The 14,118-nt window shown below is 32.0% G+C and carries 15 protein-coding genes; 9 read left to right on the top strand and 6 right to left on the bottom strand.

The genetic code is table 11. The features are described from left to right. Positions 1–4 precede the first annotated feature (4 nt). The 4 genes from D1867_RS03625 (at position 5) to D1867_RS03610 (ending at position 3,689) form a co-directional block, all read left to right on the top strand. Positions 5–388, top strand: coding sequence for a CBS domain-containing protein (locus tag D1867_RS03625; RefSeq protein WP_155862850.1), 384 nt, complete (start codon positions 5–7; stop codon positions 386–388). A gap of 113 nt (positions 389–501) precedes the next feature. Next, complete coding sequence (locus D1867_RS03620) at positions 502–1,071, top strand: hypothetical protein (protein WP_155862849.1); 570 nt, start codon at positions 502–504, stop codon at positions 1,069–1,071. 31 nt (positions 1,072–1,102) lie between these two features. Then, complete coding sequence (locus D1867_RS03615; RefSeq protein WP_205737133.1) at positions 1,103–2,941, top strand: AMP-binding protein; 1,839 nt, start codon at positions 1,103–1,105, stop codon at positions 2,939–2,941. Beyond that, the gene (locus tag D1867_RS03610; RefSeq protein WP_155862848.1) at positions 2,931–3,689 is read left to right on the top strand and encodes a CoA transferase subunit A; all 759 of its coding nucleotides are present in this window, start codon (positions 2,931–2,933) and stop codon (positions 3,687–3,689) included. The genes D1867_RS03615 and D1867_RS03610 overlap by 11 nt, the downstream gene beginning before the upstream one ends. Here D1867_RS03610 and D1867_RS03605 read toward each other — a convergent pair. After that, the gene (locus D1867_RS03605; protein WP_155862847.1) at positions 3,667–4,383 is read right to left on the bottom strand and encodes a CoA-transferase; all 717 of its coding nucleotides are present in this window, start codon (positions 4,381–4,383) and stop codon (positions 3,667–3,669) included. The genes D1867_RS03610 and D1867_RS03605 overlap by 23 nt on opposite strands. 41 nt (positions 4,384–4,424) lie before the next feature. On the opposite strand from D1867_RS03605, the gene D1867_RS03600 reads away from it, so the two are divergent. Continuing rightward, entirely contained in the window at positions 4,425–4,739 is a 315-nt protein-coding gene (locus D1867_RS03600; RefSeq protein WP_155862846.1) for a hypothetical protein, read from the top strand. Here D1867_RS03600 and trm10 read toward each other — a convergent pair. Next, a complete protein-coding gene (trm10, locus tag D1867_RS03595) occupies positions 4,721–5,599 on the bottom strand; it encodes a tRNA (adenine(9)-N1)-methyltransferase Trm10 (RefSeq protein ID WP_155862845.1) in 879 nt (292 codons plus the stop codon). The genes D1867_RS03600 and trm10 overlap by 19 nt on opposite strands. Continuing rightward, positions 5,596–6,666, bottom strand: a complete 1,071-nt coding sequence (locus D1867_RS03590) for a VWA domain-containing protein (RefSeq protein ID WP_155862844.1) — start codon at positions 6,664–6,666, stop codon at positions 5,596–5,598. The genes trm10 and D1867_RS03590 overlap by 4 nt, the downstream gene beginning before the upstream one ends. Positions 6,667–6,730: 64 nt before the next feature. Between D1867_RS03590 and D1867_RS03585 the strand changes: the two genes are divergently transcribed. Genes D1867_RS03585 through D1867_RS03575 form a run of 3 tightly spaced genes read left to right on the top strand, consistent with a single transcriptional unit; the run spans position 6,731 to position 9,349 of the window. Further along, positions 6,731–7,393 carry an FHA domain-containing protein gene (locus D1867_RS03585; protein ID WP_155862843.1) on the top strand — a complete coding sequence of 221 codons (663 nt, stop codon included), beginning with the start codon at positions 6,731–6,733 and terminating at the stop codon, positions 7,391–7,393. After that, positions 7,393–8,193, top strand: coding sequence for a metallophosphoesterase (locus tag D1867_RS03580; RefSeq protein ID WP_155862842.1), 801 nt, complete (start codon positions 7,393–7,395; stop codon positions 8,191–8,193). The genes D1867_RS03585 and D1867_RS03580 overlap by 1 nt, the downstream gene beginning before the upstream one ends. 10 nt (positions 8,194–8,203) lie before the next feature. Next, entirely contained in the window at positions 8,204–9,349 is a 1,146-nt protein-coding gene (locus D1867_RS03575) for a VWA domain-containing protein (RefSeq protein ID WP_155862841.1), read from the top strand. Here D1867_RS03575 and D1867_RS03570 read toward each other — a convergent pair. Further along, positions 9,314–9,874 (bottom strand): hypothetical protein, encoded by a 561-nt coding sequence (locus tag D1867_RS03570; protein ID WP_155862840.1) that lies wholly within the window; start codon positions 9,872–9,874, stop codon positions 9,314–9,316. The genes D1867_RS03575 and D1867_RS03570 overlap by 36 nt on opposite strands. Before the next feature lie 416 nt (positions 9,875–10,290). Between D1867_RS03570 and D1867_RS03565 the strand changes: the two genes are divergently transcribed. Next, positions 10,291–10,452, top strand: coding sequence for an AbrB/MazE/SpoVT family DNA-binding domain-containing protein (locus tag D1867_RS03565; protein ID WP_155862839.1), 162 nt, complete (start codon positions 10,291–10,293; stop codon positions 10,450–10,452). Here D1867_RS03565 and D1867_RS03560 read toward each other — a convergent pair. Next, positions 10,436–11,674, bottom strand: a complete 1,239-nt coding sequence (locus D1867_RS03560) for a ribonuclease FAU-1 family protein (RefSeq protein WP_155862838.1) — start codon at positions 11,672–11,674, stop codon at positions 10,436–10,438. The two genes, D1867_RS03565 and D1867_RS03560, sit on opposite strands and share 17 nt — an antisense overlap. After that, positions 11,664–14,105 (bottom strand): aconitate hydratase AcnA, encoded by a 2,442-nt coding sequence (gene acnA / locus D1867_RS03555; protein WP_338077949.1) that lies wholly within the window; start codon positions 14,103–14,105, stop codon positions 11,664–11,666. Before acnA ends, D1867_RS03560 begins: the two co-directional genes overlap by 11 nt. Positions 14,106–14,118 lie beyond the last annotated feature (13 nt).

Raw genomic sequence — 14,118 nt, 5'->3', positions numbered from 1 at the left:
TCTTATGAGAACTGTAAAAGACTATATGAATACTCCAGTTTTTCAAGTGGAAGCAAACACTAGCCTGCAAGAAGTTTGCAAATTAATGCTAGAAAGAGGTATAGGCTCTGTTTTAGTTACAGAAAATGGAGTGCCTAAGGGAATATTTACTGATAGAGATGCTGTAAAAGCTATAGCTTCAGGTTTTTCTCCGTCAGACGAAGTTAGAGTTGCTGCTACTATGGGCAATTTAATAGTAGTGGATCTTAATACAGACATAGTAGATGCAGTAAGCATAATGACTAAAAATAAAATTAGACATTTGCCGGTTAAAGATTCAGAAGGGAATATTGTAGGTATATTATCTATTGTAGATGTCTCAAAGGCTATTCAAGACCTTTATAAGTAATATTTTATTTATAATCGATATTTTTATTATATATCAAAGAAATTCCGGTTAATAAATTAAGTGTGAATTCTGAACTTGGAAAAATATTTATTTTCATTCACATATATGCTATTATGAAAGTTGGACTGCTAGAAGACTTTAAGGGCAATGTGACAGCATTATGGAACGCAGAAAATCTTGTTGTTATTAATGGAAAAGAAGAAGAAATTAGCTTAGCTTACGGTCGGTTATCAAATTTTATGGATTTAGATATTTTAATAGGTAAAAATTTTTTAGATGGAGAGATAAATTTTCTTAGACAAGTTTACGGCATAATAATAGATGGTTCTAATATCGCTAAAAAGATTAATTTTGAAAATTTTAAGGCTGAACTAACTCTGGGCAACATTGCTATTTCTTCTGCTAAAGTATTTGATGACTTTGTAACATTCTTCTTTCCTTTTCCAATCCGCAATTGTAGTATAAATTATTCAATAGTTTACGAAGTTTTAGATTATGATATTATGAGAGAACTTCATAGAATTACCAAACTTGGAGGTAAAGTCAGAATTATAATTAAGGATAAATTACACGGAGGTTTGAGTGTAGATGATATAATGAAGTTTATAATAAAATTCGATGTAGAGAAAATAAGTTGGAAAGATGGATTTTGGATAATAGATGTAATAAAGAAAAGACGGTAAGGCTTATTTTTAGTCAGGGAAGAACAATTTTATGAATCCGATTTATAGTAGGATGAGAGAAATTCATGAATATTCTTTAATGTATCCAGAAAAATTTTGGGATGCGGTAGCCAGAGAGCTATTTTGGTATAAACTTTATGAGAAAGTAATTGAATCTCATCATCCGTATTATTATTGGTTTAAAGGGGGTAAAATTAATATAACATATAATATTCTAGATATAAGAAAAAACAGTAACAAAATTGCGTTATATTGGGAAAGCGAAAATGGAGAAAATATATCTTTAAGTTATAAACAACTCTATAATTTAGTGTCCTCATTTGCCGGCGCACTAACTCAACTTGGTTTAAAGAAAGGTGATGTAGTCACTATCTACATGCCCATGATTCCAGAGGCAATGGTAGCAATGTTAGCCTGTGCAAGAATAGGAGTTATACATAACGTTGTCTTTGCGGGTTTTGGAGAGAAGGCATTAAGAGAAAGAATAGAAATAGCTGGTTCTAAGGCAATTATCACTGCGGACGTAGGATATAGAAGAGGTAAGGAAATTTCTTACCTAGATGTTGTTGAAAATGCTACTAAAGACCTTAGCTTAATTAAAATTACAGTGCCTAGAGGTGGTAAGGTAGTTGGTCACAGCTTTTATGACCTATTAGATGCAAAGAAAGTTGATGCTGTCCCCATGGACTCTCAAGATCCTCTCTTTATATTATTTACTTCTGGAACTACTGGCAAACCAAAAGGTGTAGTACATTCTGTGGGTCCATATACTGTTTGGGCTTATTATCACGTTAAATGGCTATTAAATTTTGACGATACTTCAACTTTCTTTTCAACTTCAGATATCGGCTGGATTAACGGTCACTCATATAGCACTTATGGAACATTACTTAATAATGGCACATTACTATGGTATGAGGGAGTTCCAGATTATCCAGATCCTCAAGTGTGGTGGAGACTAGTAGAAGAGTACAAAGTTACTGATATTTGGACTGCGCCAACTGCAATAAGATTACTCATGAAATATGGTAGTAAAATAGATCACGATATTTCCTCACTAAGAATGATAGCTAGTGCAGGCGAAATACTTGGAGAAGAAGCTTGGAAATGGCTAGTAGAAATAACTTCAAATAAAGTTTATGTTATAGAGACGTGGGGACAGACAGAAAATAGTGGTTTCATAACTTCTCCCGGAGGATTTTATATTGGCGGAATATATTACAAGAAGGGATCAGTAGGATATCCTTTACCTGGAATAAATATAGCTATTTATGATGATAATGGAAGAGAATTACCTCCTAATACTAAAGGAAATATTGTAATAAAATCTTCTGCTCCAGCATTTATGAGTTCCTTATGGCATGACGATGAAAGATATAGGAAATACTATGAGAAATTCGGCGTATATTTAACTGGCGATTATGGTTATATGGACGAGGAGGGATATCTGTATATTCTAGGAAGGATAGACGACGTAATAAAAGTTGCAGGGCATAGAATAAGTCCTGCGGAAATCGAAAATATTGTTCTCTCAAATGAAGAAATTGCAGATGCCGCAGTAGTAGGTAAAAAAGACGAAATTAAAGGAAATGTATTAGTAGTCTTCGCTTCATTAAAGCACGGCTTCTTACCTTCAGAAGAGCTTAAGAATAAAATAATGAGTGAAATTAAGAAAAATTATGGAGGTATAGCTGTAATTGATGATATTATATTTGTTGATAAATTACCTAAGACAAGGACTGGTAAAATTATGAGAAGAGTTTTAAGAGCTCTAATTAACAATGAGGAATTAGGGGACTTATCGACTCTAGAAGAAAGAGAAGCTATAGAAGATTTAAGAAAAAGATTGGGTGAAAAGATTGGAAAATAAGGTAACTGATATAAAATCAGCGCTTGATTTGATAAGAGAAGGCGATACAATAACAATTAGCGGAATGTCGATTCATAGGAACCCTATGGGGTTTATTTTTGAGTTAATAAAATCTGGCATAAGAAATCTAAATTTTATAGATAGAGAACCTGGATTAGGTTTAGAAGTTCTTTTACAAAATAACGTATTAAAGAAAGTTAGGATAGCCATGGCAACTTTAGAATGGTTTGGAATGTTACCTAGCTTTAGAAGGAAAGCAGAAAGTGGAGAAATAGAAATTTTAGAGGACACTTGTGGGGCTTTTATTGCTGGAATAAGAGCTGGAGCTTTTGGCGTTCCGTTTATGCCAGTTAAAGGAATAATTGGCTCAGATTTAATCAAACTTCATGAAAAAGAAGGCACATGGAAAATTGTTGATGATCCGTTTTCTGGAGAAAAAATAGTTCTAGTAAAAGCAATAACGCCAGACGTTGCAATAATACACGTAAATAAGGCAGATCCAGAAGGTAATGCAGAAATTGAAGGTCCAGTATATGAGGATGAATATAAGGCTAGAGCTTCTAAAAAAGTAATAATAACTGCAGAAGAACTCGTAGATAAGAGCTATTTCTATAAGAAAAGGCCTAATATTTACGCTGAACATGTAACTGCAGTAGTACATATGCCAAGAGGCGCAGAACCTACTAGCATGTTTCCTTTATATGATGCAGATTACGAGAAAATACTCAATATTCTAGGGATGACCTAAGATCGTCTGGATCTAACTTTGTAATAAAGTTCTTTTCTTCCTCGTTAACGTCTATAACTCCTTGGATTGCATTATAAACTTGAAAAGCAGTATTTTCGGCAATTTTTGTAAAATTACTCCATGGGTACACGTATTTTACATACCATTTTTTATCTTCTCTAGAGTATTCTAAAACGCCAAGATTTGTAACTACAATAACTCTATTCTTAGAAAACTTAGCGCTGCCAGTAGCAAAATCTACTTTCTTTACTAAAGTAGATTTACTATGTTTTAAATTCCATAGTATAGCCTTTTTAACGAGCGGTAATATGTAAGCTGTTGCAGCTCCTCCTGGTAATCTAACTTTAGGTTTAGAATATTCTCCTATTACAGATAAGTTAACATTAGTTTCCTCATCTATTTGGGCGGGACCTAGAAACATTACGTCCAATTTTCCTTTTTGAGCTAAATCAAATGACTCGAATGTAGGTAAGACTGGAGTATCATTAACATAAAACGGATTGCCAGTGGAAGGAGTTATTTTTATTTCTGATGGATTGTCTGCCTCGGCTACGCCTAATATTCTTATCGTCTTGCCGTAAAAATCTCTTGCCATAAATGCACCTAATATTGCTGGAATAGAATTTAATCCAACGTAAACTTTTTCTCCGTTATCTAAGCTTAATGCAATGGCTTTTATTACATGATCTATCATGAAACATAATTCCTAAATACTCGAAAATTAAGTTTACTTCTATGTCTGTGTATAAGTTTGGTAATTACTATATAGCAGGTATTTCTCACGTAGTAAAAGGATACTTTCAAGATGTTGTTCTTATATATAAAGATGGTAATAACTGGAAGGTAATTAGTGCAGAAAGATTTAGGAGTAATGATTCTACTTTAAATAAAATAGTAAGCCAAGTTAAATTTGCAGTTCACGAGGACGATTTAAGAAATGCTGTAGAAGAGTTAAGAAAAGCTGGAATAAAGCTAGAGGAAGTTAATAATATACCGTTTCCTAGAAAATTATTGGAAGGAAAGAAGAAAATTCAAGCAGAATTTGATTGAATTCCTAATCTTCTAAGTATCTTTTCGCTAGGTTTTAACCATTTTATAGCTTCTTTTAAATTCCCTTTTTGTTTCTCAACAAGTAAACGGTTAAATTTATCGGCATTCGATTGCAAATCTAATATTGCGTTTTCCAATTTTTCTCCATAATACACACGGAGTATAATTTCTATAATTTTATTTATTCTATCAGGAACTCCTACTGTAGATCCTCTTAATGTTATTTTAACATGAGGAAAATCATATTTTGCAATTTTTGCCATTTCATATGTGGCATATTTCCATCCAGACCTATCTACTATACCACCAATTATGAACGTTTGAGTATTTCTAATTAATTCTTCAGTTGCATCTATTTCTCCATAAGGATTAAGTATTATTGTTTTACCTTCTGGCATCACGTTAAATCTTACTTTATTTAAAAACGGAAGTGAAAAACCTTGTGGAAAATTGTTTATTGATAAGTTATAATCCCATAAATATTTTCTTATAGAGGTTACTGCACATGCAAGCTGTGTCAGTAGCTTATTTTTTTCTTCTTCAGAGTGTCTATTCCATAAAGATAAATCTATAATAAAAATCGGAAATTTAGGGAAATCTATTTGTATGTCTTCTTTAGCATCTTTAGATATCTCATAATTAACCTTTTCATAACCTTTGCCAGAAAATATTTTAATATTATTTTCTTCTGCCTTAAGCTTTCCTAATTTCTCAGTTTCTCTTAGTTTTAACCCCTTTAAAAGAATATTTACTGCAATATCTTGGAGATACGAATTTCCCCTTCTCTTTACTTTATTAATATAAATCTCATCTATTCCTCTTTTTTTCAGAAATAATGATAGATTTAGAGCCAAGCTCATGATCTCATTTTCTTTGTCACTTCAGATAAATCAGCCTTAGCATATCCTGTAAGCTTCTGCGTTTCTTCTATTAGTGCTTGGTTTCCAGTTTCTTTAGCAGTTTGCATTAATTCGGCCATTATTCTAGTAGTATCTTTGCCTTTAGCAAGCATATCTCCGTATTCTTTTAATAGTCTGTAATACTTAATTTCTGCTAGAACATCCGAATTTATTGTTGATCTAACGATATCATCTTCTGCTCTTTCTAAAGTAATTGTACTTGATATTACTTTATATTGAGAATCTACAGGATCAGTGTAATTAGCTGTAAAAGTCAAATTAACTGGTAAATTTCCTGGGTCTATTATCATTGTACCATAAATAGCTATTAGTTTATCAACTATAGGTATAAATATTGGTAACTCGTAATTAAATGGATAGAATCCTTGAGGAAGATCAAGAGTTAAATTTAGAGCATATGTAGAAGTTGTCCTCTGCTCCTCTAAGACATTAGGCATCTGTGAAACATCTTCTATATGGTAAAAAACTCCAGCAGACTTGTCAGATAGCCTCTTAAGTATTACTTCGTTATAATCTTTACCAATTCCTATAGATATAAACGTTAAATTAGTAGGTATTTGTAACGCTTCATAGTCACTTACATTAGTTTTATCGGTAGGCTTTCCATCAGTCAGAAGTATAGCTTTAGTTGGTATTCCGTCACTAGCTATCTCAAGGATTTTTCTTATTGCTTCATGTAATCTAGTGGTTCCTCCAAATTTCCTTGGTATAGAGACTTGATTTCCTCCAGGACCATTATATATAATCTCTGGATGATTAGAAAATAAAATTATAATTACGTTATTAGCTGAAGGTATATGAGAAAGTAAAGTTTGGGCAGAATTAACTGCTGTCTCAAATTTATTATGATCCTTCATAGATGGACTATTGTCAACTGCAATAATATATCTAATATTTGCATTTACAGAGTATTTTTCTGGTACAATATAAATTAATATTCCAACTTCGTTTCTGTCATTTCTACTAACATATTTATGAGAAGTTTTGATTTTTAATGAGATAGTCAAGTTTTAAAAACCCCCATAATATACGCAAGAGAGTTTATTAATGTTTTTGTATAAGTAATTAAGTATGACATGGAAATGTCCAGTTTGTGGATATGAAAATCTTGACGATGCACTTTTTTGCATTCAGTGTGGCACGAAGAAGCCAGATAACATTCAACAACTAACTGTTCCACAACAAGTTACTGAACAATCTTCTCAGTCTGCTAACCAAACAACTCAAGCTCCTAAAGAGCAATCTATTCAACAGCCAACTATTTTAGAGTCTCAATCAGCCCAAGCCAATAATGACCAAAATCAGTCTAGCCAGCAAGGAACTTTACAAGCTACACAAGCCACCGCTTCTCAGTCTTTACAATCAGTTCAAAATGCTCAACAGGTCTTGCAAACTCAGGCATCTACAGGAAAATATTATATAATCTTTATTGCTACTCCAGTTTCTGCATTGAATAAAAGTAAACTACCTTTAGATTTTGATGTATTTGAAAGTATATCAATAGGAAGAAGTCCGGAGAATGTTATAGTAATACCTGATCCAGAAATTTCTAGGAGGCATGCAATTATTTCTCTAGAAAAAGATAAATTATATATTGAAGATTTAAATAGTACTAATGGAACTTATATATATGATGGTAAAATATTCCAGCCAATAAAAGGTAAGCAAGAAATTCGTCCAGGAAGTATAATAAAACTAGGTAGCAATACTATGTTAAAAATTGTGATTGAATAATGACCTGGAGCGAAAGTGTGATACATGAAGTACTGAAATTAATTAATGAGGCTCATGATTTTTTCATGAGTAATCCTCTTTTACTTGAATTGCCAGAAAAAGATAGCGTAGCATTTATCGGAGACACTCACGGAGCTTTAGATGTAACAGAAAAAGTTTTTAGAGAATTATATGATAAAGTTGATGTACTTATATTTTTAGGGGATTACGTAGATAGAGGTTCACAAGGAATAGAGAATTTAAAATTAATTTTAAGAAAAATGTTAGAAAATCCAAAAAAAGTGATAGTATTAAGAGGAAACCATGAGAGCCCGCTAACTAACGAATTTTATGGCTTTAAAGAAGAGGTATTGGAAAAAATGGGAGATTATTACGAAGATTTTGTTAATATGTTCTCCGTTATGCCCTATGCTGCTACCATAAATGGATATTTCTGTGTACACGGGGGAATAGCGAGGAATTTAGAAGATATAAAACAAATAAATTCCTTAAGAAGACCGGACGTTAATCCAGATGATGAGATAGCTTTCGAAATGTTATGGAATGATCCTAGGGAAGAACTAGAAGGCTTTGTACCTAATATTAGAGGAGAAGGAACGTATTTTTATGGAAAAGATGTTACCTTAAAATTTCTTGAAAGAAATAACTTAAAAGGAATAATAAGAGGACATGAAGCTGTTGATGGAATTAGATTCGAGATGGATAACAGAGTAATTACAGTATTTTCCAGTAGATATCACGGTCTTGGTGCAGGAGCCCTAGTATTTAATAGGGGAAAATTGTGTAAAGTACCATTGTAGGTGGAATAAAATGACGCTATCTTTGAGAGTAGATGTTAGCCATAAATACTCTTTTGAAAATGAAGTGAGAATGATATTCAAAATACTTTTAGTACCTGAAAAAATATCTATTGCTACAGGATTTCATTATATAATATTACTTGATGCTAGCGGATCTATGGAAGGCTTAAAAATAGAGAAAGCTAAAAATGGAGCAATTGAGCTATTTAAAAAAATACCACAAGGAAATAAAGTCACATTCATAAAATTTGCTACTAATGTCGATATTGTAAAAGAATTTTCAGATCCACTAGACCTTACTAGTGAAGTTCAGCAAATTACTTCTGGAGGTCAGACTTCATTATTTACTGCTCTATTAATAGCATTTAAAATAGCTGTTAAATATAATATGCCTGCTTATATTCTTTTACTTACTGATGGTAATCCTACTGATGTTACTGATTTAAAAGCATATGAGAAAATGAATATCCCGAAAAATGTTCAAATAATTTCATTTGGTATAGGTGATGATTATAATGAAGAACTTTTAAAAATTTTAAGTGATAGAACTGGTTCAGTGTTCTATCATATAGAGGAGGCATCAGAAATTCCAGAAAAATTGCCTAAAGCCGCAAAAACAAAAATAGCAGGCAAAAATATAGTAGTCGATATAGTTACAGAATCCTCCGTTAAGCTGTTAAATTATCCTTCGTTACCTGTTAAAATAAATGCAGCTGAAGGAGTAATTAAGATACTAGGAGAGACAATAATACCTCCAAAATACTCTGGAAATTTCATGACTATTAAGGTTAATTATGAAGATCCTGCAAAAAATGCTCAAGATGCCTTAATGCATATAATAACTTTAAAACCTGCACAAGATCAACAAACATTCGTTTCTGGCATAAATAAAGATGTTATAATGGAATATGAATATTATTCAACATTACAGAAATATGCAGAGGACGTTAATGCAGGAAATTTGGTGGAGGCAACTAGAACATTAAAGAAAATGGAAGAATTGGCACAACAGACTAGAAGGCTGGAAATCATTGAAACTACTAAAAGATTATCAGCTGATCTTGAAACTACTAAAAGGATAAGCTCTACAGAACAGACTAAAAGGCTTTCTAAGGAGGTATCAAGTGAAGTTACTAGAAAGTTGAGAGGAGAATAACGCATAATCTATATCTAGGATTTTTGAGTCTGTATTTACCTTATTTGGTACGTTCGTAATTTCTGCAGGAATAGAAGATACATTAATCCCCCAACTTGATAAATAATTGAAAATTTCATTATAAAGTTCTTCTTTATTTTTAGCTATAATTGGTATATCATGTAAGATTAATATTTTTTCTAATTCCTTTTTAAATCCAAAAAAGATAAGATCAGTTGTGAGTGCGCCTAATTTTTTTATTAATTTAGCGTTTATACCAAGTATTATTTTCTTGCACTCTTTAAGTGAAGAAAGCCTTCCATCAGTCTTAGAGCTTATTGTAAATTTGTACCCTATTTGAATTTTATTTCCTCGTAGTAGATGATCTTTTATTACAATTAATTCTCTGATAACATTAAAATTAGAGTTAAGTGATACAATTTCTGGGAATTCTTCTGCTAGAAAAGGCACAAATACTTTCTTAGTTATAATATAATTAACCTCTGGAGTAAGAAGAGAATCAACGTTATGTCCAAACAATTTCATGTGTAATACTTTATCTTTGTAGAATAAATATCTTGTATTTAACTGTACTTAAATCTGTATATAATAGATTGATAGATAAAAAAGTGTTTATAAAAATTCAGTTAAATAGTTCAGAAACTACGTAACTAAAATATAAGTTAGCGATAATGATTAAACATCTACATAATTTATAGTTATAAATTAGGTCGATAAAATAAAAAGTATTCAGAAGTAGTCTACGATTAACGAAGTTAATAAATGTCAAACATCATAATACAAGGTTATTTCTTATCTTTGTTATCATTTTTTAATCATATATGATATATAAAATTCTATGGTTTTACGCTAATTCTAAAGTATAAGTATAGCCTTAATGATTGAAATTATGATAAAATTTTAATACCTAATATATACTTATATAGCAAGGGGAAGAAAAATTGGCAACAGAAGATATAGTAAAAGTTAGCAGAAATTATCAAGTAACTATTCCAGCAAGAATTAGGCAAAAATTTCAAGTAAAAGAAGGAGATCTAGTAAAAGTTGTTTATGATGAGAAGGAAAATGTTGTAAAGATAATACCTGCTAATAAGCAGTCATAACATACTCAATTTCTTTCTTAATTCTTTCTAACATCTTATAAGATAGATATTTTTTGTTTTCTTCTAGTTTATCTTCGTCTATAATAATTTTTTCTCCATTCTTGATTATTATATCGACTTCTAAATCTATATACCTAATTTTCCCATCTAGAAGTTCTGGAGGAGTTGAAATATTAATGTATTTTCCTTTTAGCGTACCATCCTTACTATAGTAATTATGCACTTCATGCCATTTTCTTGAATCTATTTCCATGATATCGTAATCTCCTTCTTCCTTTCTTATTCCTAGTCCATCATAGTATCCATTTCCAGAAATTTCTCTCCTAAGTAACAGAAAATATCCATTATCTGAAACTCTTTTCTCAATTACCTTTCCCGGTTTTAGAAATATTCTCCTGCCATTAATTTTTATATGTTCTATTCCCATATAGTCTTTGATTAATGACTCTAGTATTTGAGTTACATTATCTTTACCACTTTCCGCAATATCAACTTCTCTCGACCTTGATAATTTAAGCATATGATGAAAATTAATTGTTGGAACCACAAGGCTTCTTATTTTATCCAATTCTAGTTTATCCTCAAGAGACAAGTTTATCAAATAGAAATCGCAACCTTGCTTTGAAAAATCATTATTTTCATATTTAAACATTAAATTTTCTAGGTCTTTCTCTAAAAGGTAATTTTTCTCGAATTGTGCGTTACTTCTCCATTTGACATTATATCCTTTTTTATTATATTTAGTACTTATATTAAGTAACCTTTTTCTTTCTTCAGGAGCTATATGCTCAGAAAAGAAAGTTTTTCCTTCTCCTCTCCACACCATTGCGAATTTACTTACTGCTTTAGGAGGTGAAAGTATTATTTTCCTACCATCGGTAGGAGGTTTAATTACAATACCTTTTTCTAAGCACGGTTCTACATCATAATTCTGATACTTACAATTCTGTGTTTCTATTAGAGAATAAAGTTTAACTGGAGATTTCCAAACAATTGAATATGGAAAGATTTCTTTCAAGTAATTTTCAAAGTTATCAGCGCTTCCAATTACAATTAGCGAACCTTTATCTTCTCCGTCTTTAAACGTAATATCTGCTGGCTCCCTTATAATTTCTTGCATAAATCTTTCTGCAATTTGAGGACTTTGTTGTACTATTTCAAAGTTTTTAGATAGCATGTATGTTAATGCGGTGGCGTATATTCCTCTTATCCTAATTTTCATCCTTTATCATCTTTTCCAAAACATATTTTAGAATACCTCCAGATTTTATATATTCAATTTCAGTTTTAGTATTTACTCTTAAAATACCATACGTTTCCACTTTTCTCTCATTATTTTCAAATATTATTCTAACTCTACTTCCCGGATTCAAATCGTTAAATTCTATTGAAACTAACTCATCCCCTTTTATTCCCAATTTTCTCCAATCTTCTATTTCTATTGGTAAAACTCCCATTGCAACTAAATTACTCCTGTGTATCCTTTCAAAGCTCTCTGCTAATACAGCTTTAATACCTAATAAAGCAGTAACCTTGGCTGCCCAATCCCTAGAGCTTCCGCTGCCATATTGCTTACCTGCAACTACTACAAGTGGAACCCCTTCTTTTTTGTACTGCATTGCAATTTCATATACTGTACCTTCTCTTTTATCTGGGAAGTGTATAGTATATCCTCCTTCTTTATTTACAAGGTAATTCTTAAGTTTTGGATTAGAAAATCCTCCTCTGATCATTACCTCGTGATTTCCTCTCCTAGCGCCAAAAGTATTTAACTCCTTTACTCCAAGTGACAAAAGATATTTTCCTGCTTCACTATCTGGAGATATAGGTCCTGCGGGTGAAATGTGATCAGTGGTTATTTTATCTCCTAAAAGTAAAAGTATTCTGGCTTTTTTAATTTCCAATTTTTCGTTTTCCTCTTTAAACCAAGGAGGTTCAACAATATACGTAGACTTAGGCCAATCGTATATTGGGGAAGGAGTTACGGATAATTTTTCCCAGTTTTCGTCTCCTTTAAATATTGTGGAATACTGCGAAAGATAGTATTCCGGGTTCATCGCTAGGTTCATATAAGAATTTATTTCTTCTAGTGTAGGCCATATGTCTCTTAAGTATACAGGCTTACCGTTGGGGTCAAAAGCTATAGGCTCTTCATAGTTTATATCAATTCTACCTGCTATAGCAAAAGCCACAACAAGAATAGGTGACGCAAGGAACGTACCTTTAAGCAATGGATTTATTCTCCCTTCAAAATTCCTATTACCGCTAATTACAGCATAGGCCTCAATTCCGTAAGTCCTTATGTCATTTTCAACCTCTTTGATTAAAGGTCCAGCGTTACCTATACACGTTGTACACCCAAAACCTACTACATGAAATCCTAGGGCTTCTAAATAAGGTAAGAGTCCTGCATCTTTTAGGTATTTTACAACTACTGGCGAACCTGGGGCTAAACTGGTCTTCACATAAGGCTTGCTTCTTAACCCTAGTTCCACAGCCTTCTTGGCTAATATTCCTGCCCCTAGCATTACGGTCGGATTTGAAGTATTAGTACAACTAGTTATTGCGGCCAAAACTACATCTCCGTCCTGGATTATATTTCCTTTTTTCTTTCTTTCTATTTTTAATGAGCCGAATCTAATTCTCTCGTCGGGATTTTTTGGTCCAGCAATTGATGGTTCTATTTCACTTAAATTGACCTCCACAACATCAGAATATTTAACTTCTTCTTTTTCATTATAAAATATTCCTAGTTCCATTGCAATTTTCTTTACTTTATCCCCATCACGCCCGGTTAAATTAAGATATTTTACAGTTTGTTCATCTATAGGAAAATATCCTACAGTAGCTCCATATTCTGGAGCCATATTCGCTATAGTAGCCCTATCTTGAATTGTGAGTTTAGAGAGAGAATTACCAAAAAATTCTACGTATTTTCCTACAACTCCTTTTTTCCTTAACAGTTCTGTTATATATAGTACTATATCAGTAGGTGTAACTCCTTCTCTTATTTCTCCTTCAAGTTTTACTCCTATAACTTCTGGAACTATAGAATGGTAAGGTTCACCTAACATTACCGCTTCAGCTTCTAATCCTCCAACACCCCAACCTAAAATACCTAATCCTCCTATCATTGTAGTGTGAGAGTCTGTTCCTATGACTATTTCTGGTTCATTATTATCGTTAATTACTTTACTTAAGTATTCTAAGTTTATTTGATGTATAATACCCTTACCTGGGGGGATAATTCTAAGATTCTTAAAGGATCGTTGTGCCCATTTTAAGAATTTATATCTTTCTTCGTTTCTTTCAAATTCTTTCTTCATATTAAGGGTTAATGCGTATGAAGTGCCATAGTAATCAACTTGAATTGAATGGTCTATAACTAAATCGCTTTGAATAATTGGATTAACTTTTTCTGGATTTAATCCTCTTCTAGCCAGCTCAGATCTCATTTCGGCAAGATCTACTAATAACGGAACTCCAGTATAATCTTGCATTATAACTCTAGTAGGCATAAAGGAAATTTCATTTCCAACTTTCCAATTTATTATAGCATCTAGGTCATCTTGAGTTATTTTTTCTCCATCAATATGCTTAGAAATATTTATTGCTAAAACTCTTAAAGAGTAAGGAAGATTATTCAGATCCACGAGAATTTAATAC

Origin of the sequence: Acidianus infernus (assembly GCF_009729545.1) — an archaeon.
In the GTDB taxonomy this organism is placed as follows: Archaea; Thermoproteota; Thermoprotei_A; order Sulfolobales; family Sulfolobaceae; genus Acidianus; species Acidianus infernus.
This window is presented reverse-complemented; position numbering and strand designations above follow the sequence as displayed.